This is a genomic window from Micromonospora sp. NPDC049366 (assembly GCF_044466625.1).
In the GTDB taxonomy this organism is placed as follows: domain Bacteria; phylum Actinomycetota; class Actinomycetes; order Mycobacteriales; family Micromonosporaceae; genus Micromonospora.
Window position 1 is genome coordinate 195,699 of sequence record NZ_JBITMV010000006.1, and the last position, 23,280, is coordinate 218,978.

Sequence of the window (23,280 nt, forward strand, 5' to 3'; positions counted from 1 at the left end):
AACCGGAACCGGTGGCCGATTGACCAGTGTGCCATGGGCGTGTGCCGGGCCCGTCGGGGGGCCGCACAGCTGGTCCGGCTTCGACAACACGCGGCGTCCTCGTCGCATTCCCGCCCTCCGGCCGGGCATTCACCGGCCACGGCGGTAGCCTCGCCGTGCCCCGCGCGGGGCACGGCGGCCCGCCGGCCGTACGTCGAGGCGACACGGAGGTGAGCGGAGTGCCCCGCCTGATCGCGACCCGAGGGCTGCCCGCCTCCGGAAAGACCAGTTTCGCCCGGACGCTCCAACCGTCCGTGGTCCGGGTCAACCGGGACGATCTGCGCCGGATGCTGCACGGCGAGCGGTTGTTCACCCAGTGGGCCGAGGCACAGGTGACGACCGTCCAGCGGGCCCAGGTCGAGGCGCTGCTGAGGGCCCGGGCCGACGTCTGCGTGGACGACACCAACCTCCGGGCCCGGACACTGCGGGACTGGGCCGACCTGGCCGCCCGCCACGGGGCCGAGTTCGAGGTGCACGACTTCACCGACGTCCCGCTGGAGGAGTGTCTGCGCCGGGACGCCGCCCGGCCGGACGCGGAGCGGGTCGGCGAGGCGGCGATCCGCCGCCTGCACGAGCGCTACCTGGAGGGGAGGCCGCTGCCGCTGCCGGTGCCACAGGCCCGCGCGGGACGGCCGACCCGCGTACGGGAGGCGTCGGCCGGGCCGCCGGAGATCGTCCTCGTCGACATCGACGGCACGGTGGCGCTGAACGTCTCGCGCAGCCCGTACGACATGACCCGGGTCGCCGAGGACCGCCCCAACGAGGCGGTGATCGCGGCCGTCCGGGCCATGCACGCCGCCGGGTACGACGTCGTCTTCTGCTCGGGCCGCGACGCCTCCGCCCGGGCGGACACGGTGGCCTGGCTGGAGCGGCACGTGCGGGTGCCGTACCTGGCGCTGCACCTGCGGGCGCTCGGCGACTCCCGCAAGGACTCGGTGGTGAAGCAGGAGATCTACGAGCGGGAGATCCGGGACCGCTACCGGGTGGTGGGCGTCTTCGACGACCGGATGCAGGTGGTCCGCATGTGGCGGTCCCTCGGGCTCACCGTCTTCCAGGTGGCCGAGGGCGACTTCTGACGCGTCGGGAGGGGTCCCGCGCCGGGGCACGGGCCCCCTCCCCGATCTCACGCGGCCGGCGCCTCGGCCCGCGCGGTGGTCACGGTGACCTCGGCCCGGACACCGTTCACGGTCACCGCCAGCACCACCGACGCGCCGGGTCGCAGCGCGGTCAGCCGGCCGGTCGCCGGGTCGAACCAGGCCGCGTGCCGGGGACGCACGCCGGCGGCCGAACCGACGTGCACGGACGGGGACGCCGACCAGTCGGCGCTGACCGGCGCCGCCACCGGCACCGTACGGCCGCCCGGCTGGGTCAGCGTGGCGGTGACCGGCGCCGGGGCGCCCACCGCGACGCTGGCCGGCGCCGCCACCGTGACCCGGTCGGTGTGCGCGTGGACCTCCGCGTCCACCCAGCGCGGCCCCTCGGCCCGGGGGTCACGCCGCGCCCGGTCGGCCTCGGCCGGGGTGACAGGGTCGACCCCGAACTCCGTCCAGCCGGTGAAGCCGCCCCGGTCCGCCGGGGTGGACGGCTCCTTGCCCGAGTTGCCGTTGATCACATACGGCACGCCGTCGACCCGCTCGGCGTGGAAGGTGCCGACGTGCCCGCCGACGAACAACGCTCCCTTGCCGGTGCGGTGCTGGAAGTCGGCGAGCCACCCCTCCAGCAGCGCCGCCTCCTTGCGGTCCCCGAGCTGGCTGGCCTGGGCCGGGCTGGGATCGCGGGGCGGGTGATGGTGCAGGACGACGACCGAGCCGACGCGCCGGTCCGTGGCCGCCCCGTCGAGCGCCTGCCGCAGCATCCGCACCTGGTCGAAGCCGCCGCCGCGCAGCGAGCCGGTGGACGAGTCCAGCGTGACGAACCGGGCGCCCCGATGGTCGAAGACCCGGGCGGTGTCGCCGAACGCGGCCCGGAAGTTCGTGATCGGGGCGCCCATGATCTCGTGGTTGCCCGGCACGTAGTACCAGGGCAGGTCGTCCCCCAACTCCTCGTCCAGCACCCGCCGGGCGAGCGCGAAGTCCGCCGGGTACGCGGTGTCCACGAAGTCACCGTTGATCACCAGGAAGTCCGGCTTCGCCGCCTTGACCTCGCGCAGCGTCCGGCGGGCTCGGGCGACCAGGTCGCTGTCCGGGTCGGCCGCGACGAACTGGGCGTCGGACATCACCGCGAACCGCCACGGCGCGCCGTCGACCGTGCCGTCGCGGACCACCACGCGGTCGGTACGCGGCGCCTCGGCCGGTACGTCCACCGACGGCGGCACCTTGGCCACCAGGTCGTCGATGACGACCTCGCTGCGGTACTGCGCCGTGGCGTTGGTCTCCGCGACGTAGAAGCGCCGGACGCGCACCGGGTACTGCACGCCGGCCGGCACCGCGAACTCGACGTACCTCCAGCCGGTCCAGGTGACGTACGGACCGCGCAGCACGTGCTGGGTGTCCTGCGCGTCGTGCAGGTGCAGGCTCGGCCACTCGCCGGTGCCGTTGCCGTGGATCCACAGGCCGAACGCCTGGGGCTGGCCGGGCACCTCGATCCAGGCCGGCGGGTCGGCGTACGCGGCCCGGGTGCCGGTGGACTGACTGAAGTCGTACGACAGCTTCAGCCCGGTGCCGGTGTGGCCGGGCGCCGGCGCGACCGAGCCACTGGCCCGGGCCTGGCTGAACGTCCATGCGGCGGCGTCGTCGAAGCCTGCGACCGGCTGGTCGGTCAGCCCGACGGTGACCGGGACCACGGTGCGGTGCTGTCCGACGTGGACGGTGATCAGACCGGCTCCGGAGTCGGCGAGCGCGGTCGCGGTCAGGTTGCCGTCGGCGGTCGGGGTGACGCGCAGCAGGGTGGGGTCGTACTCCAGCCGCAGGTCGGCGGGCTCGATCGGCGCGGTGTTCCCCTCCGCGTCGTAGCCGACCACGCCGAGCAGCGCGCTGCCGTCACGCCCGGTCAGGCCCACCCGCTCCACCGTGGAGTCGATCCGGTCGAGCGGGCCGAGGACTGTGAGGCCGAGGGTGCCGGTGGCCGTCCCCCGCCCGGCGGTGACCGTCACCGCGCCGGGGCGCACGGCGCGGAACACGCCGTCGGGCCCGATCCGACCGCTGCCCGCCGGGGTCGCCCCCCAGGACGGGGCGCCGGTCGCCGGACCGTACGTCTCGTCGTACCCGGCGGCGGTGAGCCGGCGGGTCAGCCCGGGGAACACCCGGTCCGGCCGGCCGCCCCGCACCGGCGACACACCCGGTGCCGCGGTGGGGTCGCTGGCCGTCTCCACCCAGTAGCCGGTGAGCCGGCCGCTGCCGCTCGGGGCGTAGAGGGCGAGACCGTTGGGGACGGCCCGCTCGGCACCGTCCGAGGGGCTGTTCTCCACCTGGACCGCCGCCGCGCCCGGCTCCCGGGCCAGCAGCGTCGACGAGCCGCCGCCGTCGAGGTTGAGCGCGTGGTGCGCGCCCAGCTCGACCATCATCCGGCCCAGCTCGGTCTGGGTGACGCCTCGGCTGTCGACCTGGCGACCGTCCACCGTGAGCATGATCATCTTTCGGCCGTCGGCGGTGAACCCGACCGCCGTACGCGGCGCCGGCGACGCGTCGGCGATGCTCTGCACCGCCCCGTCGCGAACCAGCACGTTGCCACCGCCGACCGCGGTGTGCAGGCTGCCGCCGTCGGACGCCTTCGGACGCCAGGTCACGTCCACGGGGTCGCCCGGGCGCAGCGCGGCGAGCGCGTCGGCGCCGGCCTCCCGGCCGAGCAGGACGGTCGCGCCGGCGGCGATCGGGCCGCTGCCGGCCGCCGGGGCCACGCTCGCCACCCGGCCGCCGACGACGGCGACCTCGGTGATCCGGGCCGCGCCGACGACCGCACGCTCCCGGGGGTACGTCCCCCACAGCGCGGTGAAGGCACCGATGCCGCCCGTCCGCACCAGGTTGTTGAACTGGGTCAGCGTGACCGGCCCGCCGGGCAGCGTGGCGGTGCCGTCGAAGTTCACCTCGATCACCCGGCCGACGCCCTCGGCGCTCACCGTCACGGCGTTGCGGTGACCGTCGACCGCCGACTGGATCAGCTCGCCGCCGCGGATGCCGACGCCCTGCGCCGCTCCCGAGTTGTTGATGTCGAAGAAGTCGCCGTTCACGGCGGCGACCGCGCGGGTCCGGTCCACGGCAGCCCGCAGGGGCTCGGCCCGGCTCACCGCCCCCGAGTTGACGTAGTCGACGGTGACCCCGCCGGTCAGGTCGGCGGTGAGCGCGTCGGCGCGGAGCCAGCCGTCGGCGTCGTACCGGTCGAAGGAGGTCAGCCGCACCCCGGGGGCGACCGGCCGGGTGGTCTTCGTGGTCTCCAGCCCACCGGCGGGAGCGACAGCCTCCGCCGGGGCGGCGGTGGCGGGTGTGGTAACGGTGGCCGGCGCGGCGGTGGCCGGCGGCGGGCCGGTGAGGGTGAGCAGTGGCGTCAACAGCAGGACGCCGGCGAGGTGGGCGGATCGTCTGCGGGTACGCATGGACGACAGTCAACCCGATGATGAATAGAAGTTTCAATACCTGCCGCATGAACTGAAGGAAAGCTGCAGCCATCCGTCTCGGGCGCCGGCGGTCGCGCGGGGGGCGACGGACCGCTTGGTCCGGGTACGGCGAAGGGGCACGGCCCGACGGCCGTGCCCCTTACCTCCGTGCCGACCCGGGGGTCACTCCCCCGGCGTGGACTTCGCGATCTGCATCAGGAACTCGATGTTCGTCCGGGACTGCTTGAGCCGGTCGAGCAGCAGGTCCAGGGCCGCCTGCGAGTCCAGCGAGTGCAGGACCTTCCGGAGCTTGTGGATGATGGCCAACTCCTCCGGCGCGAGCAGGATCTCCTCCTTGCGCGTGCCGGACGGGTGGATGTCGATCGCCGGGAAGGTGCGCTTGTCGGCGATCTTCCGGTCCAGCTTCAGCTCCGCGTTGCCGGTGCCCTTGAACTCCTCGAAGATGACCGTGTCGGCCATCGAACCCGTCTCCACCAGCGCGGTGGCGAGGATGGTCAGCGACCCGCCGTTCTCGATGTTGCGGGCCGCGCCGAGGAAACGCTTCGGCGGGTAGAGCGCCGTGGAGTCGATACCACCCGACATGATCCGGCCGCTGGCCGGCGCCGCCAGGTTGTACGACCGACCGAGCCGGGTCACCGAGTCGAGCAGCACGACCACGTCGTGGCCCAGCTCGACCAGGCGCTTCGCCCGCTCGATCGCCAGCTCGGCGACCGTCGTGTGGTCCTGCGGCGGACGGTCGAACGTGGCCGCGATGACCTCGCCCTTCACCGACCGCTGCATGTCGGTGACCTCTTCCGGCCGCTCGTCCACCAGCACCACCATCAGGTGGCACTCCGGGTTGTTGTGCGTGATGGCGTTGGCGATCGCCTGCAGCACCATCGTCTTACCCGCCTTGGGCGGCGACACGATGAGCGCCCGCTGGCCCTTGCCGATCGGCATGACCAGGTCGATCACGCGGGTCGTCAGGATGTGCGGCTCGGTCTCCAGCCGCAGCCGCTCCTGCGGGTAGAGCGGAGTGAGCTTGTAGAACTCCGGCCGACGCCGGGCCTCCTCCGGCTCCATGCCGTTGATGGTGTCCAGCCGCACCAGCGGGTTGTACTTGTCCCGCCGCTGCTCGCCCTCGCGGGCCGCCCGCACCGCGCCGGTGATGGCGTCACCGCGGCGCAGGCCGTACTTCTTGATCTGGGACATCGACACGTACACGTCGTTCGGGCCGGCGAGGTAGCCGGTCGTCCGGACGAAGGCGTAGTTGTCGAGAACGTCGATGATGCCGGCCACGGGGACGAGCACGTCGTCCTCGCCGACCTGCGGCTCGCGGCCGCCGCCGTCGCCACCCTCGGCACGCTCGCCCCGGCCGCGACGACGGTCCCGGAAGCGGCTACGCCGGCCGCGCCGGCCACCGCCCTCGCCGTCCTCGTCACCGTCGGCGTCACGCTCGACCCGCTGGCCCCGGTCGCCCCGGTCGTTGCGGTCGTTGCGGTCGTTCCGGTCGGCCCGCTCGCCGCGCTCACCACGGTCGTTGCGCTCACCGCGCTCGCCGCGCTCGGCACGCTCACCCCGGTCGTTGCGCTCGCCGCGCTCAGCACGCTCGCCGCGCTCGGCACGCTCGTTGCGCTCACCCCGGTCGTTGCGCTCACCGCGCTCAGCACGCTCGCCACGCTCACCGCGCTCGCCGCGCTCAGCACGCTCACCGCGCTCGGCACGCTCGTTGCGGTCACGCCCGCCACGGCCCTCGGCCCGGTCGGTGCGCTCGCCGGCCTCGGCCTCCTCGGTGCGCGCCTCGCTGGCCCGCGCCTCGCTGGTCCGGGCCTCGCTGGTCCGGGCCTCGCTGGTCCGGCGACGGCCGCGACCACGGCCCTCGGACTCGGCCGGCGCCGGCTCGGTGGCGCGCCGCTCGGCCTCGGGCCGCTCGGCGGACTCCCGGACCTCGGCGTGCACCTCGCGAGCGGGAGCGGCCGCGGCCGCGACCTCGGCCCGCGGTCGAGGGGTCCCGCCGGCGGCGCCGCCCTGCCGCTCGGAGATCGCGCTGATCAGCTCGCCCTTGCGCATGCGAGCCGTGCCGGAGATGCCGAGCGACGCGGCCAGGCTCTGAAGCTCTGGCAGCAGCATCGCCGACAGACCGGTGCCGCTACGCCGCCGACGGGCGGGAGCGGCGGTGGTGGCATCGCCAGCGACGTTCGAAACATCCGACGTCACGTCGGTGGTGTCGCTCAATGGATTCCTTCCCTCGATAGGCCGGGACTGCCCGGGATCGACAAGCAGGTGGCCGGGCGGCCTCGGTGCACCCGCATCGCACGAACGCGTCGCGGGAGTCTGTGACACAGCAGCCGGTCGGTTTCCCAACCCACCAACATCGGTGAGCAGGTCTCGCCGTCTGCGGCGACCTGTGGAAACTGCGGTGCGGCGTGAGCCTTTAGCAGGGGTGACGGGCTGACCGCCGAGAGCTTCGGGGGTGCGCCGACCCGCAGGAAGATCGCATGCTTCGCGGCTGTGCTAAGTCTAGAGCGTAATCAACTCTTCCGACCTGCGGCAACAGGGTCCCGCTCGGCGTGTCCAAGTCTACCCCGGGCAACCCGGGCGCCGCTGACATCTATCGGCAACCGCCAGACCTGCCAGTCTGTTCCCGGGTCGAACCCGGCGGGCGGTTCGGTCAGTGCCAGCACCGTCGGGCCGGCCCCACTGACCACCGCCGCCACATCCGCCGCACGCAACGCGCTGACCAGGGCGGCGGTCGCGGGCATGCCGGGCGCGCGGTATTCCTGGTGCAGCAGGTCGACCGTGGCGGGCAGCAGCAGAGCCGGATCGTCGGTGAGCGCGTGCACCAGCAGGGCGGCCCGCCCGGCCGTCAACGCGGCGTCGCCGTGCGGCACGGTGGCCGGCAGTGCCGCGCGGGCGGCGGCGGTCAGCCCCCGCTCACCCGGCACGAAGACCGTCGGACGGACGCCCTCCGCGACCGGCCGGGAGATCGCCCGCGCGCCCGTCGGCTCGGTCCAGGCGACGGTGAAGCCACCGAGGAGGCAGGGCGCCACGTTGTCGGGATGGCCCTCCAGCTCGGCGGCGAGCCGGAGCACACCGGCGTCGTCCAGGCGCCGCTCGCCGTCGGTCACCAACGCCCGGGCCAGCAGCACGCCCGCGACGATGGCCGCGGAGGAGGAGCCCAGCCCGCGCGCCTGGGGGATGCGGTTGACGCACTCCACGTCGAGCCCCGGCGGCTCGACGTCGAGGCGCGCGAACGCGGCCTTCATCGCCCGCACCACCAGGTGCCGCTCGTCGTCGGGCAGCTCGCCCGCACCCTGCCCGGTCACCGTCACCCGGACGCCCTCGGGCGCCACCTCGGCGGCCACGTCGTCGTAGAGCCCGAGGGCGAGCCCCAGCGCGTCGAAACCCGGCCCCAGATTGGCGCTGGTGGCGGGAACCCGGACCCGGACCGGTCCGGTGGCGAAGTTCGTCGGCACGGGCTCATGCTAGGGCTCGGGACCGACGATCCGGCCGCCCGCCCGCACGCTGGGACCGCGCTGGCAGGCTCCGCTAGCGGGTCACGCCGGCGGACCCCTCCGGGGCCGGCTCGCGCGCCGGGTCGGAGAGTGAGAGCTTGCGGGTGGCGATCCGCCAGCCCACCGCGTACACCAGGGTGACCAGCCCGCAGCCGGCCAGCACCACCCGCTCGTCCACGATGTCGACCACCGCGGCCACCGCGAGCTGGCTGACCGAGATGGCCAGCGTCGCCAGCATCATGTCGGTGGCGAAGACCCGCCCGCGCAGCCGGTCCGGTACCTCACCCTGCAGGGCGAAGTTCGACATCACCCAGTTGCTGCCGCCCGCGAAGTGGGCCACGAAGACCAGCAGCAGTACCAGCGGGAACCAGCCCACCGCCGAGGTGCCGAGATAGGCGAGCCCGTACAGCGACATCGACAGCGCCAGCCCGGGCAGCAGCCAGGCCCGGTTGGTCAGCACCCGACGCATGAGGATCGGCCCCACCAGGGCGCCCGCCCCGCGTACCGCGAAGAGCAGGCCGGCGCCCGCGGGCCCGGCGCCGTAGACGCCGGCCAGCAGCGGGAAGACCGTCAGCACCCCGTTGCCCAGACCCACCGCCGACTTGACCGTGACCAGCGCCAGCACCCGCGGCCGGTGCCCGATGTAGCGCAGCGCCTCGGCCACCGCCGCGAAGGCGCGCTGCGGCGGCGCGTCCCGGTCCCGGGGCGCCTGCAGCGGCCGGCGGATCGTCGCGGCCAGGCCCGCGGCGAGCGCCAGGCCGACCACGGCGATCCAGAAGCAGGCGTACGGCCCGACGTGCGCGCTGAGCACGCCGCCGAGCGAGGCGCCGACCACCGTCATGGTGCCCCAGGCGGAGCCTGCCACCGCGTTGCCCGCGGCCAGCTCGTGCGGGTCCAGCACGTTGGGCAGGGCGGCCTGGGCGGCCGGTGAGTAGAAGCCCTTGGCGACGGCGACCACCCCGATCGCCACCATGGCCAGCCAGGCGGTGCCCGGACCGCGTACGCCCAACAGCAGCAGCACCCCGACGAGCGCGGCGATGTTCGCGATCATCATGATCTTGCGCCGGTCGAACCGGTCGGCGATCGTGCCCGTGTACGGCAGCAGCAGCGCCACGATGCCGGTGTCCACCGCCAGCACCAGCGCCCCCCACACGCCGCTGCCGGTCAGCTTCGGCAACAGCACCAGCAACGGCACCATGACGAACCAGTCCGAGCCGAAGACCACCAGCTCGGCGAGGAAGAGGTTGCGGAAGTTCCGGTTGCGGGTGAGGACGGACAGGGTGGACGCCACGGAGGAGGACCCTATCCCCCGCCCCCTGGCCATCACCTGCTCCGCCCCCTGTCACCGACGTCCCGAGTATGGGCGCACGACCGCTCACGTTCCGTCGGCGATCCGACGCGGACGCCGGACGCGGAACGCCCCCGGCGGGTCGGAACCCGCCGGGGGCGTTCGGAGGCGACGTGCCTACTCGTTGGGTGGCAGCGGCGACGTGCGGCTGCGGGGCAGGCGCAGCACCTCGAACTGGTCCGTGCCGTCGACCAGGGCGGCGGACGGCTTGGGCCGCGCGGCCGGCGCGGGAGCGTCCGCGGTGGCCCCGGCCGCCGGGGCACCCGCCCCCACCAGGACCGGCTCGGCCGGCGCCTCGGTGGCCTCCGGCGGGGTGGGCGTCGCGCCCCGCCGCTGCTCTCGCCGCTCCCGCAGCGACCCCTTCGTGTTCTCCACCATCGTGTAGAGCGTCGGCACCAGGATCAGCGTCAGCAGCGTGGAGCTGAGCAGACCACCGATCACCACCACCGCCAGCGGCTGCGAGATGAAGCCGCCCTCGCCGGTCAGCCCGAACGCCATCGGCAGCAGCGCGAAGATCGTCGCGACCGCGGTCATCAGGATCGGCCGCAGCCGTCGCCGGCCGCCCTCGACCACCGCCTCCCGGACGTCCATGCCCTGCGCCCGGTACTGGTTGACGAGGTCCAGCAACACGATCGCGTTGGTCACCACGATGCCGACCAGCATCAGCACGCCGATCAGCGCCGGCACGCCGAGCGGGGTGCCGGTGGCCAGCAGCAGGCCGATCGCGCCGGTCGCCGCGAACGGGATGGAGATCAGCAGGATCAGCGCCTGGGTCAGGCTCCGGAAGGTGGCCACCATGATCAGGAAGACGATCGCGATGGCGACGAGGACCGCGAGGCCCAGGTCCGCGAAGGCGTCCTCCTGATCGGCGCTGACGCCGCCGACGGTGAACGTCGCACCCGGAACGTCGATCGCGTCGAGCCGCTCCCGCAGCTCCTTCGTGGTGGCACCGAGGTTCGAGCCGGTGGCCGTGCCGGTCACCGAGACGCTGCGCTCGCCGTCGATGCGGGTCACCTGCTGCGGGCCCTCGGCGCGGGTCACCGTCGCGATGTCACCCAGCTTCACCGGGCCGATCGGCAGCGCACGCAGCTCGTCGACGCTGACCGGGGCGGTCGCGGCCAACCGCAGCACCACGTCCTGCTGACCGCCGTCGACGGTCACCTGGCCGAGCGGGGCGCCCCGGAACACCTGCGCCACCAGCTGACCGACCGCCGCCTCGGTGAGGCCCGCCCGGCCCGCCTTGACCCGGTCCACGGCGACGTCGACTCGCGGCACCTGCTCGGCCAGGCTGCTGGTCACGTCCGCCACCTCCGGCGTACCGGCCAGGGCGTCCTGGGCGGCCTTCGCGGCCCGGCTCAGCACCTCCGGGTCGGTGGCCTGGACGACCACCTCCAGCTGGCTGGCCGCCGCGTCCTGACCACCGCCGAAGGTGAACTCGCCGGCGTCGGAGCCCAGCTTGGCGAACTCCGTACGCAGGCGCTCCCGCATCTGCTTCGCGTCGGTGTCACCGCCCAACGCGAGCGACCAGCTGGCGACGTTGTTGCCACCGCCGCCCATCCACGGCATGTCGCCGCCGCCGGCCGTCACCTGGTACGTCTCGACGCCGTCGGTGCGCTCCAGCACCGCCTCGACCTTGCGGGCCGCCGCGTCAGTCGCGGCCAGGCTGGTGCCGGCCGGCAGCTCCTGGCTGATGCTCAGGGTGTCCTGACCGGAGTCGTCCAGGAAGTTCGTCTCCAACTGCCGGGACAGGCCGAACGTGCCGAACAGCACCAGGACACCGAGCCCCAGCGTGATCCAGCGGGTACGCCGGTCGCGGGTCGCGAACCCGATGACCGGCAGGTAGCCCCGCTGCAGCGGGCTGCGCAGCTCCTTCTCCTCCGCGGCCCGGCGCACCGCCTCGTCGTCCGGCGTGCCGCCCGACGGCTTCAGGAACCAGTACGCCAGCACCGGGATGACGGTCAGCGAGACCAGCAGGGAGGCGAGCAGCGCCACCGTCACGGTGATCGCGAACGGCGCGAACAGCTGCCCCACGAAGCCGCCGACCAGCGCGATCGGCGCGAACACGGCGACCGTGGTGAGGGTGGACGCGGTGACCGCGCCGGCCACCTCGCGGACGGCGGCGAGGATCGCGTCCCGCTTCGCCTCGCCGTACCCCAGGTGCCGTTTGATGTTCTCCAGCACCACGATCGAGTCGTCGACCACCCGGCCCACCGCGATGGTCAGCGCGCCGAGGGTCAGCAGGTTCAGGGAGTAGTCACCGATCCAGAGGGCGATCAGCGCGACCAGCACCGACAGCGGGATGGAGACCGCCGTGACGATCGTGGAGCGCACCGACAGCAGGAAGACCAGGATGACGATGACCGCCATGACCAGGCCCAGGAGACCCTCGGTGGTCAGGCTCTCGATGGACTTCTCCACGAACGGCGCCTGGTCGAAGACCACGGTCAACGCGGCGCCGGAGGCGTCGGTGAGGGCGTCGAGGCGGTCCCGGATCTCGTGCGAGATCTCCACCGCGTTGCCGTCCGGCGAGGCGGTGACCGCGATGCCGAGGCTGTCCTGACCGTTGGTCCGGGTGATGGCGGTCGCCGGGGCGACGTCCTGCTCGACGGTCGCGACGTCCGCCAGGCGGACCGGGTTCGGCCCGGTGGCTACCACGATGCCGCGCAGGTCGTCGAGGCCGGCGACCGGGGTGCCGACCTGCACCGGGAGCGCCTGCGAGCCGTCGGCGACCGTGCCGGCCGGGATCGCGACGCCGTTGCTCCGCAGGGCGGCGCCGATCGCGCTCGGGTCCAGCTTCGCGGCGGCCAGCTTCGCCGGGTCCGGCGTGACGGTGACGACGTCGTCGCGGGTGCCGGTCAGCTCGACGGTGCGTACGCCCTCGATGCTCTCCAGCTCGGGCAGGACGCTGCCGCGCAGCTTGTCCGCCAGCGCACGCTGGTCGCCGCCGCCGGACGCGGCCAGCACGACCGCGGGCAGGTCGTCGGTGCTACCGGCGATGACCTGCGGGTCCACGTTCGCGGGCAGCTGCGCGTCGATCCGGTTCAGCGCGGTCTGCATCTTGTTGACGACGTCGTCCAGGTCGATGCCGAACTCGTACTGGACCTGGACGGTCGCCATGCCCTCCCGCGAGGTCGAGCTGACCTTGTCCAGCCCGGGGATCCCCTGGAGGCTGTTCTCGATCGGCTCGGCGACCTGCGACTCGACGATCTCCGGCGCGGCACCGGGGTACGGGGCCACGATGAACGCGGCCGGGAACTCCAGCGACGGCAGCAGTTGCTGCTTCAGCGACGGCACGGCGAACAGTCCGAACGCCGTGGTCACCACCGCGATGAGGGCGACGAGCCCTCGGTTGGCGAGACTGAATCTGGCGAGCAGCGACATCGGCCTGGCTCACTCCTAGAAAAGAATGCGGGGCAGGAGGAGAGTGTGCCCGACCCGATCAAGCCCGCCCCCGCCGGGTGCGGGCCCCGCACCGCACCTGAAACCCGCCTGAACCCACCCTGGACACGCCCTGGGCCGCCCAGAGCCCGGCTACCGGTCAGGCCAGGTCGAGGGCGCGGGCGGCGGCCAGCGGATCGTTGGCGATGGTCGTCGGGGACGGCGCCGTGGAGATCGCCCACTCCGGGTCCTTGAGGCCGTGGCCGGTGACCGTGCAGACCACCCGCGAGCCGGCCGGAACCCGACCCGCCGCCGCCTGCTGGAGCAGCCCGGCGACGCTCGCCGCGCTGCCCAGCTCGACGAAGGCGCCGACCTCACGGGCCAGCAGCCGGTACGCGGACAGGATCTCCCGGTCGGTCACCGCCGCGATCAACCCGCCGGAGGCGTCCCGGGCGTCGATCGCCCGCGTCCAACTGGCCGGGTTGCCGATGCGGATCGCGGTGGCGATGGTGGACGGCTCGCGTACCACCTCACCGGTCACCAGCGGCGCCGCGCCGGAGGCCTGGAAGCCGTACATCTTCGGGGCCCGGGTGCTCCGGCCGTCGGCCAGGTCCTCGGCGTAGCCCATCCAGTAGGCGGAGATGTTGCCGGCGTTGCCGACCGGAAGGCAGTGGATGTCCGGCGCGTCGCCGAGCGCCTCCACGATCTCGAACGCGGCGGTCTTCTGACCGTGCAGCCGGTCGATGTTGACGGAGTTGACCAGCGCCACCGGGTAGTCCTGGGCGAGCTTGGAGGCCATCGCGAGGCAGTCGTCGAAGTTGCCGTTGACCTGGAGCAGCCTCGCGCCGTGCACCAGCGCCTGAGCCAGCTTGCCCAGTGCGATCTTGCCCTGGGGCACCAGGACGGCGCAGGTCAACCCGGCCCGGGCCGCGTACGCCGCGGCGGAGGCGCTGGTGTTGCCGGTGGACGCGCAGATGATCGCCTTGTTGCCCGCCTCGACCGCCTTGGAGACCGCGAGCGTCATGCCCCGGTCCTTGAACGAGCCGGTCGGGTTGGCGCCCTCGACCTTGAGGTAGACGTCGCAGCCGAGCCGCGCGGAGAGCACCGGCGCCGGCAGCAGCGGCGTGTTCCCCTCGTGCAGGGTGACGACGGGCGTGCTGGCGGTGACCGGCAGCCGGTCCCGGTACGCCTCGATCAGACCCCGCCACATGTCGCTCTCCTCGCCTCTGTCGCCCCTGGGCCGGGACCACGCCCAGCGTGGACCACCCTGCCGGAACACGGTCGCCCGCGCGCCGGCGTAACCACCTGGCGGGACGCCCCGCCCGGCCGCGCCACGGTCGCGGCCACCGATCTCCCGGTCGCCGCCGCGAGCCCGGCCCGCGACACCGTGGTCGCCGCCGCCGTCACCGGTTCAACGACTCAGAGCCCGCCCTCGACCCTCAGCACGCTGGTCACCGACCGGACGATGTCCAGCCCGCGCAGCTCCCCGACGGTCGCGGCGAGCGCGGCGTCCGGTGCCACGTGGGTGACGATGACCAGCTCCGCGTCCGCGGCCCGGCCCGTCGTGCCGGCCGCCGAGCCCTGCCGCACCGTCGCGATCGACACGTCGTGCCGGGCGAACACCCCGGCGACCGCGGCCAGCACACCCGGCCGGTCGGCCACGTCCAGGCTGACGTGGTAGCGGGTGAGCGCCTCACCCATGGGGCGCACCGGCAGGTCCGCGTACGCGCTCTCGCTGGCCGCGCGCACCCCGGCGAGCCGGTTGCGGGCGACCGCGACCACGTCGCCGAGCACCGCGCTGGCGGTCGGCGCCCCACCGGCGCCCCGGCCGTAGAACATCAGCTGCCCGGCGGCCTCCGCCTCGACGAACACCGCGTTGAACGCGTCGCCGACGCTGGCCAGCGGGTGGGTCAGCGGGATCATCGCCGGGTGGACGCGGACGTTGACCGTCTCCCCGCCGGCGGCGTCGACGCCGCGCGCGGCGATGCAGAGGAGCTTGATCGTGCAGCCCATCGCCTTGGCGCTGGCCACGTCGGCGGCGGTCACCTCGGTGATGCCCTCCCGGTGCACGTCGGCCGCGCCGACCCGGGTGTGGAAGGCGAGTGAGGCGAGGATCGCCGCCTTGGCCGCCGCGTCGAAGCCCTCCACGTCCGCCGTGGGATCGGCCTCGGCGTAGCCCAACTCGGTCGCCTCGTCGAGGGCCTCGGCGAAACCGGCGCCGGTGGCGTCCATGGCGGAGAGGATGAAGTTGGTGGTGCCGTTGACGATGCCGGTGACCCGGTTGATCCGGTCACCGTGCAGCGACTCGCGCAGCGGGCGCAGCAGCGGGATCGCCCCGGCCACCGCCGCCTCGTAGTAGAGGTCGCCGCCGCCCTCCGCGGCCGCGTCGTGCAGCGCGCCGCCGTCCTCGGCCAGCAGCGCCTTGTTGGCGGTGACGACGCTCTTGCCGGCGCGCAGCGCCTCGACGAGCCAGCCCCGGGCCGGCTCGATCCCGCCGACCACCTCCACCACCACGTCCACGTCGTCCCGCTTGATCAGGCCGAGCGCGTCGGTGGTGAACAGCGCGGGGTCGACGGGCAGGTCGCCGCGGTCCCGGCCGAGCCGGCGTACGGCGATGCCGGCGAGCTCCAGCGGGGCACCGACCCGGGCGGCGAGGTCGGCCGACTGCTCGTGCAGCAGCCGCACCACCTCGCTCCCGACCGTGCCGCAGCCGAGCAGCGCCAGGCGCACAGGTGAGGTCATCCGACATCCAATGCGAGCAGGTCCTCTTCGGTCTCCCGCCGGACGATCAGGCGCGCCTGGCCGCCGCGCACGGCGACGACCGGCGGGCGCGGCACGTGGTTGTAGTTGCTGGCCATGCTCCGGCAGTAGGCGCCGGTGCCGGGCACCGCGACAAGATCTCCGGGCTGCACGTCGGCGGGCAGGAATTCATCCTTCACCACGATGTCCCCGGACTCACAATGCTTTCCCACCACGCGGGCGAGCATCGGCTCGGCGGCCGACGTCCGGTTCGCCACGGTGGCGGAGTACGACGCCCCGTAGAGCGCGGTGCGGATGTTGTCGCTCATCCCGCCGTCCACGCTGACGTACGTGCGGATGCCGTCCACGTCCTTGACCGTGCCCACCTCGTAGAGGGTGAACACCGCCGGGCCGACGATCGCGCGGCCGGGCTCGATGGACAGGTGCGGCACGGCCAGCCGCTCGGCCTCGCACTCCGAGTCGACGATCTTGCGGAGCCGCTTCGCCAGGTCGTGCGGCGCGGCCGGGTCGTCCTGCGTCGTGTACGCGATGCCGAAGCCGCCGCCCAGGTCCAGCTCCGGCAGCTCCACCCCGCGCGCGTCGCGGATCTGCGCCTGGAGCCCGAGCACCCGGCGGGCGGAGACCTCGAAGCCGCTGGCGTCGAAGATCTGCGAACCGATGTGCGAGTGCAGGCCCCGCAGCTCCAGCACGTCCTCGTCGAGGATCTTGAACGCGGCGGCCGCCGCCGCGCCACCGGCGAGCGAGAAGCCGAACTTCTGGTCCTCGTGCGCGGTCGCGATGAACTCATGGGTGTGCGCCTCGACGCCCACCGTCACCCGGACCAGCACCCGGGGGCGGACGCCCCGCTCGCGCGCCAGCGCGGTGAGCCGATCGATCTCGGTGAACGAGTCCACGATGATCCGGCCCACCCCGGCGTCGACCGCCCGGGTCAGCTCGGCGATCGACTTGTTGTTGCCGTGGAACCCGATCCGCTCCGGCGGCATCCCGGCCGCGAGCGCGGTGGCCAGCTCACCGCCGCTGCACACGTCGAGGTGCAGGCCCTCCTCGTCGATCATGCGGACCACGGCGCGGCAGAGGAACGCCTTGCCGGCGTAGTAGACGTCCACGCCGTCGAAGGCGGCCCGGAAGTCGCGGCAGCGCGAGCGCAGGTCGTCCTCGTCCAGCACGTAGACCGGCGTGCCGAACTCGGCGGCCAGCTCGCGGACGCCGAGCCCGGCGACGGTCAGCGCGCCGTCCGCGCCCCGCTGGACGTTGCGCGGCCACAGCTGCGGCACCAGCGCGTTGACGTCGACCGGCGTACGCAGCCACGCCGGACCCCGGTGACCGATGTCGCCGTGCAGCGCACCCGCCTCATGAGCCCGCATGACCCGTCACATCCTCTCCGGGGCGGAGACCCCGAGCAGGCGCAGACCGTTGGCGACCACGGTGCGGGTCGCGTCGTTCAGCCAGAGCCGGGCCCGGTGCAGGTCGGTGATCTCCTCGTCACCCCGCGGGATGATCCGGCAGCTGTCGTAGAACCGGTGGTAGGCCCCGGCCGTCTCCTCCAGGTAGCGCGCCACCCGATGCGGCGCCCGCAGCTCGGCGGCGGCCGCGACCACGGCGGGGAACTCGGCGAGCGCCTTGAGCAGCTCGTTCTCCTTCTCGTGGTCGAGCAGCTCCGGCCGGAAGCCCGCAGCGTCGCCACGGGTGAACCCGACATCGGCGGCGTTGCGGCTCAGATTCGCCGTCCGAGCCGCTACGTACTGCACGTAGTAGACCGGGTTCTCGTTGCCGGCCTTCGTCCACAGTTCGACGTCGAGGTCGATGGGCGAGTCGCTGGAGTAGCGGGCCAGCGCGTAGCGGGACGCGTCGACGCCGATGGCCTCGACCAGGTCCTCCAGCGTGACCACCGTGCCGGCCCGCTTGCTCATCCGCACCGGGGCGCCGTCGCGGACCAGGTTGACCAGCTGGCCGATGAGGATCTCCAGGTTGTGCTCCGGGTCGTCGCCGAAGCACGCGGCCATCGCCTTCATCCGGCCGATGTAGCCGTGGTGGTCCGCGCCGAGCATGATCACGACCCGCTCGAAGCCCCGCTCGCGCTTGTCGAGGTAGTAGGCGCAGTCGGCGGCGAAGTAGGTCCACTCGCCGTTGGACTTGCGCAGCACCCGGTCCTTGTCGTCGCCGAACTCGGTGGTGCGCAGCCAGGTCGCGCCGTCGGCCTCGAAGATGTGACCCTGCTCCCGCAGCCGGGCCAGGGCGAGGTCGAGCTCGCCCCGGTCGTGCAGGTCCTTCTCGTTGAAGTAGGTGTCGAACTCGACCCCGAAGTCGCGCAGCGACGAGCGGATCTCGTCGAACATCAGCGTCACGCCCTCGACCCGGAAGACCTCCTGGGCCGCCGCGTCGTCGAGCGACAGCACGTCCGGCCGGCGGGCCTGGACCTCCGCGGCGATCTCCGCGATGTACGCCCCGCCGTAGCCGTCCTCCGGCGCCGGCTCACCCTTGGCGGCGGCGAGCAGCGAACGCGCGAACCGGTCGATCTGCGAGCCGGCGTCGTTGAAGTAGTACTCCGTGCCGACGTCGGCGCCGGTGGCCCGCAGCAGCCGGCTCAGCGCGTCGCCGACCGCGGCCCACCGGACCCCGCCGATGTGCACCGGCCCGGTCGGGTTGGCCGAGACGAACTCCAGGTTGATCCGCTGCCCGGCCAGCCGCTCGCTGCGGCCGTAGTCGGCGCCGGCCTCGACGATGGTGCGGGCCAGCTGCCCGGCGGCGGCCGCGTCGAGCCGGATGTTGAGGAACCCGGGACCCGCGATCTCGACCGACTTGACCCCCGGCGCCTTGCTGAGCTGCTCGGCGAGCGCTCCGGCCAGGTCGCGCGGCGGCACCCCCACCTTCTTGCTGAGCTGCAGGGCCAGCGTCGAGGCGTAGTCACCGTGCTCGGGGTTGCGGGGTCGCTCGACCGTCGTCCGCTCCGGCAGCACGGAGCTGTCCAGGCCCCGATCGGTGAGCACGGCGTGGGCTGCGGCGAGGACGACCTCGGCGAGTTCTGCGGGAGTCACCGAACCATGTTATCGGGGGTAGACTCGGTGCCCGCGGCGGCGACCCGGGATGTGGACGAGGCCCGCCGGCGCCCCTGACCGACCGACCTGACGAGGCACGATGAGCATCAGCACCCCGGGCGGCGAGCAGCGCCGCCCGACCGTGGTCAGCACGGGCAAGAAGCCGGCGGCCGGCCGGCCCGCGGCCGGTGCCAAGGCCGGAGCAGGCAAGCCGGCGGGCGGCCCGCGCGGCGGCGGCAAGGGCCCCCGCAAGCCGGTCACCCCGGTCAAGGTGAGCCAGGGTCGCTCCTGGGGCCCGATCGCGCTCTTCGTCGCCGTCGGCGTGCTCGCCGTGGGCATCATCGGCTACGGCGGCTGGGCGGCGTTCCAGGGCTCCAAGCCGTGGGAGGAGCGGGCCGACTCGATCAGCGGCATCGTGAACTACCGCGAGAAGGACAAGGAGCTGGTCAAGGGCAGCAACCACCAGCCCGGCCAGATCAAGTACGACATCCTTCCGCCGGTGGCCGGCCCGCACAACCAGGCCTGGCAGAACTGCATGGGTGACGTCTACGACGCCCCGATCGCCAACGAGCACGCGGTGCACAGCCTCGAGCACGGCGCGGTCTGGATCACCTACCGCCCCGACCTGCCGGCCGACCAGGTGAGCAAGCTCGCCGAGAAGGTCCGCGGCAACGAGAAGACGTTCATGAGCCCGTTCGAGGGCCTCGACAAGCCGATCTCGCTGCAGGCCTGGGGCTTCCAGCTCAAGGTCGACAACGCCGACGACAGCCGGATCGACGAGTTCATCAAGACCCTGCGCGTCAACGCCTCGATCGAGGGCCCGACGGCGCTCTGCAACCAGGGCATCACCGCCACCGGCACGACGCCGCGTGACGATCTCCAGCAGCAGATGCCCACCCAGTAAGGATTCGCCATGACGGCTCCCGCGACGCTGGACAGCACGCCCGAGACCCCGGCCGCCGACGGCGGCCGGGGCGCCGGCCGACGCTACGGCCTGGTGGCCGTCGCCGTCGTGGTCGGTCTCCTGCTGGGTTACGCCGGGGGCCTGTTGACGCCCCGGCTGACCCGGCCGGGTGACGCCTCGGTCGAGGCCGGCTTCGCCCGGGACATGAGCGCGCACCACGCCCAGGCGGTCGAGATGGGGCTGATGGCGTTCCAGCGGGCCACCGACCCGGAGGTCCGTGGCATGGGCGGCGACATCGCCACCGGCCAGCAGGGCGAGATCGGCACCATGCAGACCTGGCTGCGGTCGTGGGGCCTCGACCCGACCGGCTCGCAGCCCCGGATGGCCTGGATGCCCGAGGGCATGGCCACCGTCAAGGACGGGCTGATGCCGGGGATGGCCACCCCGGCCGAGATGGAGCAGTTGCGCGCCGCCCAGGGGCGGGAGTTCGACGTGCTGTTCCTCAACATGATGATCAAGCACCACCTGGGCGGCATCCACATGATCGACGGGGTGCTCGACGCCAGCGACGAACCGGACGTGGTCCGGACGGCGCAGACGATGAAGAACACCCAGCAGACCGACCTGACCAACCTGCGCAACGCGCTCAAGCGCCTGGGCGGCTGAGCCCGGGCACCGCCCGCCGCACCTCTGCGAGAGGCCCGCGTCGTCGCCGGAACACCGGCGGACGCGGGCCTCTCGTGCGTCCGCGGCACGGCGACGTCGGGCGAGTTCCGGGGTCGCTGACCGACGCCAAGGGGCTTTGGGCGATTTGGCCGGTGTGACCCATTGAGCGGCTTGGAGAGTTTTCTCCACACATATCGTGACCAGATGCGATTCGGGCTCGTTGCGCAGGACGTGGGGGTTGCACTCAGAGACGCACGGCGTTCCGTCACCAGCTGGTGCCGGCGCCACACCATCGGCGGTGACGGGGCGGTGGCAGCCGTCCGTCGCGGACAGCGGCAGGGCGAGCCGGGAATGCTCAGCCGCGAACAGGAGCTCGAACTGATCGACGCGATGCGGGGTGTCCACCCGGACGAGTTCGGCCTGGACGAGGAGCTGTGGACGCGGCAGAGCCTCACCGCCCTCATCCAGAGCCGCTTCGACGTGCCGCTGGACGCCGGCGCCGTCGGGGCGTACCTGCGGGCCTGGGGGTTGGGTCCGCGGGAGCCCCGAGAGCGCGCGTGCGGGCTCTGCGTCGGCGCGGTCGAGCGCTGGGTACGCAGCGAGTACCCGGCGATCACGCGGGCCGCGCAGGAGCACCTCGCGGAGGTCTACTGGATCGGCCGGGTCCGGCTGCGCGGCACGATGCCGGCCGCCGACGTGATCTCCGCCGTCTCGTCCCGGGGACGGGTGCGGTTCATGATCACCACGCCGACCGTCGACCCGCCGCTCCCCCGCGACTTCGTGCTGCGGCTCAGCGGCGAGGAGCAGCGCACGGTGCACCTGATCGTGGACGGCTCCTGGGCCCGCAACGAGTGGCCGCGCCGGCTGCCCCGACGCATCGTGCTCCACCCGCTGCCCAGCTGCGGCCGCGCCGTCGCCGCCTGACGACCGGTCGCACGGCCGCGCCGTCGCGTGCCAGGGCACGGTCGGCGCGGCCCAGAGATCACGCGGCCGGCGTGCCGAGCAGCTCGGCCGCCAGCGATCCGGGCGAAGGGCGACGCGCGATACCGATTCGGCGTTCCGGGAGGACGTTTGCTAGTCTTCTCAAGTCGCTGAGCCCCCGTAGCTCAGGGGATAGAGCACCGCCCTCCGGAGGCGGGGGCGCAGGTTCGAATCCTGCCGGGGGCACCAGATTCGACCAGCAGGAAAGGCCGCTGACCAGGGGAACCCGGTCAGCGGCCTTTATCGTGTGTGCCGGAGAGGGCCGCCCGACCCGCACCGGCGACGAGGCGTGTGAGACCCAGGACACCCCACACCGCGCCCGGAAGCCTCCCCGGCGCGCGGCTGTCCGCAGCGCGAACGCCTCGGTGTCGCTGCCGGCGCCCACTCGACGGACAACGGGTCCCATGACGGTCCCGCAGGAATGACGACGCTGACGCCCTCACAATGCTTGGACTGATCGATGTCCTGTTTCCCGGGGCGTTCGTGACCCTGCCGAGAAACAGGTCGGGCACCCCTCGAAATTGATTCGAATTCTTGGATGAGCCGAGACATCGTTTCTGCCGTCTTTCGGCCTCGCGATCCCATAAGTGGCCGATTATGCCGACTCAACTTTCCGGACCGCAGTTTGAACAACGACACCGCGTCAGCGTTATCCCTGGAGGCAGCACCCATCCTCACTAGGGAGAATGTTTTGTTCACCAGCGGTGACGAGTTCCTGCGATACCTCAAGAACGAGGACGTGAAGTTCGTCGACGTACGTTTCTGTGACCTGCCCGGCGTGATGCAGCACTTCAACCTGCCGGTGGAGTCCGTCAGCGACGATCTGTTCACCGACGGCCTCGCGTTCGACGGTTCGTCGATCCGCGGTTTCCAGGCGATCCACGAGTCGGACATGCTCCTGCTCCCGGACGTCGCCACCGCGTTCATCGACCCGTTCCGGGCGCAGAAGACCCTCGCGTTGAACTTCTTCATCCACGACCCGTTCACCCGTGAGGCGTACTCCCGCGACCCGCGTAACGTGGCGAAGAAGGCCGAGGCCTACCTCGCCGCCAGCGGCATCGCCGACACCGCCTACTTCGGCCCCGAGGCGGAGTTCTACATCTTCGACTCGATCCGCCACGAGACCGCCGCGAACCAGGCCTTCTACTACATCGACTCGATCGAGGGCGCCTGGAACACCGGCCGCGAGGAAGAAGGCGGCAACCGCGGCTACAAGACCGCCTACAAGGGCGGCTACTTCCCCGTCCCACCGGTCGACCACTACGCCGACCTGCGCGACAAGATCGTGCGCCGGCTCGTCGACACCGGCTTCACCGTCGAGCGGTCCCACCACGAGGTCGGCACCGCCGGCCAGGCCGAGATCAACTACAAGTTCTCCACACTGCTGCACGCCGGTGACCAGCTGCAGCTGTTCAAGTACATCGTCAAGAACGAAGCCTGGGCCAACGGCAAGACCGCCACCTTCATGCCCAAGCCCCTCTTCGGCGACAACGGCTCCGGCATGCACACCCACCAGAGCCTCTGGCTCAACGGGGAGCCGCTGTTCTACGACGAGACCGGCTACGCCGGCCTGTCCGACACCGCCCGCTGGTACATCGGCGGCCTGCTGCACCACGCCCCGTCGCTGCTGGCGTTCACCAACCCGACGGTCAACTCCTACCGCCGCCTCGTGCCCGGCTTCGAGGCCCCGGTCAACCTGGTCTACTCCCAGCGCAACCGCTCCGCCTGCACCCGTATCCCGGTCACCGGCAGCAACCCGAAGGCCAAGCGCGTCGAGTTCCGCGTCCCCGACCCGTCCGCGAACGTCTACCTCGCCTTCTCCGCCATGCTGATGGCCGGCCTCGACGGCATCAAGAACAAGATCGAACCCCCCGCGCCGATCGACAAGGACCTCTACGACCTCCCGCCGGAGGAGTGGGGCGACGTCAAGCAGGTTCCGGGCTCGCTGCCGGAGGTGCTCGACCGGCTGGAGGCCGACCACGACTACCTGCTCGAGGGCGGCGTCTTCACGCCGGACCTGATCTCGACGTGGGTGGACTGGAAGCGGGCCAACGAGGTCGACCCGGTGCGTCTGCGCCCGACCCCGCACGAGTTCGCCATGTACTACGACTGCTGAGCCGAGAGGG

The 23,280-nt window shown here is 72.7% G+C and carries 14 protein-coding genes and 1 tRNA gene; 6 read left to right on the top strand and 9 right to left on the bottom strand.

Annotated elements, in window-relative coordinates:
- The first annotated feature begins 218 nt into the window (after positions 1-218).
- Entirely contained in the window at positions 219-1,115 is an 897-nt protein-coding gene (locus tag ACIBTV_RS11620) for an AAA family ATPase (RefSeq protein ID WP_396703936.1), read from the top strand.
- 47 nt (positions 1,116-1,162) lie between these two features.
- Here the strand turns inward: ACIBTV_RS11620 and ACIBTV_RS11625 are convergent, their stop codons facing one another.
- The 9 genes from ACIBTV_RS11625 to argS form a co-directional block, all read right to left on the bottom strand.
- Positions 1,163-4,567 carry a phosphodiester glycosidase family protein gene (locus ACIBTV_RS11625; protein WP_396703937.1) on the bottom strand — a complete coding sequence of 1,135 codons (3,405 nt, stop codon included), beginning with the start codon at positions 4,565-4,567 and terminating at the stop codon, positions 1,163-1,165.
- Between the two features lie 183 nt (positions 4,568-4,750).
- Positions 4,751-6,802, bottom strand: coding sequence for a transcription termination factor Rho (gene rho, locus ACIBTV_RS11630; RefSeq protein WP_396703938.1), 2,052 nt, complete (start codon positions 6,800-6,802; stop codon positions 4,751-4,753).
- Between the two features lie 296 nt (positions 6,803-7,098).
- On the bottom strand, positions 7,099-8,043 hold the full coding sequence (gene thrB / locus ACIBTV_RS11635; protein ID WP_396703939.1) for a homoserine kinase: 945 nt from the start codon (positions 8,041-8,043) through the stop codon (positions 7,099-7,101).
- A gap of 73 nt (positions 8,044-8,116) precedes the next feature.
- Positions 8,117-9,373, bottom strand: a complete 1,257-nt coding sequence (locus tag ACIBTV_RS11640) for an MFS transporter (protein WP_396703940.1) — start codon at positions 9,371-9,373, stop codon at positions 8,117-8,119.
- Positions 9,374-9,547: 174 nt separating this feature from the next.
- The gene (locus ACIBTV_RS11645) at positions 9,548-12,811 is read right to left on the bottom strand and encodes an efflux RND transporter permease subunit (RefSeq protein ID WP_396703941.1); all 3,264 of its coding nucleotides are present in this window, start codon (positions 12,809-12,811) and stop codon (positions 9,548-9,550) included.
- A gap of 157 nt (positions 12,812-12,968) precedes the next feature.
- The gene (gene thrC / locus ACIBTV_RS11650; RefSeq protein ID WP_396703942.1) at positions 12,969-14,018 is read right to left on the bottom strand and encodes a threonine synthase; all 1,050 of its coding nucleotides are present in this window, start codon (positions 14,016-14,018) and stop codon (positions 12,969-12,971) included.
- 209 nt (positions 14,019-14,227) lie between these two features.
- Positions 14,228-15,538 (bottom strand): homoserine dehydrogenase, encoded by a 1,311-nt coding sequence (locus ACIBTV_RS11655; protein ID WP_396704025.1) that lies wholly within the window; start codon positions 15,536-15,538, stop codon positions 14,228-14,230.
- Positions 15,539-15,546: 8 nt separating this feature from the next.
- Complete coding sequence (gene lysA, locus ACIBTV_RS11660; protein ID WP_396703943.1) at positions 15,547-16,932, bottom strand: diaminopimelate decarboxylase; 1,386 nt, start codon at positions 16,930-16,932, stop codon at positions 15,547-15,549.
- 6 nt (positions 16,933-16,938) lie between these two features.
- The gene (gene argS, locus ACIBTV_RS11665) at positions 16,939-18,603 is read right to left on the bottom strand and encodes an arginine--tRNA ligase (protein ID WP_396703944.1); all 1,665 of its coding nucleotides are present in this window, start codon (positions 18,601-18,603) and stop codon (positions 16,939-16,941) included.
- A 100-nt stretch (positions 18,604-18,703) separates the two neighbouring features.
- On the opposite strand from argS, the gene ACIBTV_RS11670 reads away from it, so the two are divergent.
- The 5 genes from ACIBTV_RS11670 (at position 18,704) to glnA (ending at position 23,270) form a co-directional block, all read left to right on the top strand.
- A complete protein-coding gene (locus ACIBTV_RS11670) occupies positions 18,704-19,507 on the top strand; it encodes a DUF3105 domain-containing protein (protein ID WP_396703945.1) in 804 nt (267 codons plus the stop codon).
- Positions 19,508-19,516: 9 nt separating this feature from the next.
- The gene (locus tag ACIBTV_RS11675) at positions 19,517-20,173 is read left to right on the top strand and encodes a DUF305 domain-containing protein (RefSeq protein WP_396703946.1); all 657 of its coding nucleotides are present in this window, start codon (positions 19,517-19,519) and stop codon (positions 20,171-20,173) included.
- A 231-nt stretch (positions 20,174-20,404) separates the two neighbouring features.
- A complete protein-coding gene (locus ACIBTV_RS11680) occupies positions 20,405-21,097 on the top strand; it encodes a winged helix-turn-helix domain-containing protein (protein ID WP_091599438.1) in 693 nt (230 codons plus the stop codon).
- A gap of 171 nt (positions 21,098-21,268) precedes the next feature.
- A tRNA-Arg gene (locus ACIBTV_RS11685) sits at positions 21,269-21,343 on the top strand.
- Between the two features lie 502 nt (positions 21,344-21,845).
- Positions 21,846-23,270: a type I glutamate--ammonia ligase gene (glnA, locus tag ACIBTV_RS11690; protein WP_396703947.1), complete on the top strand. Its 1,425-nt coding sequence runs from the start codon at positions 21,846-21,848 to the stop codon at positions 23,268-23,270.
- Positions 23,271-23,280 lie beyond the last annotated feature (10 nt).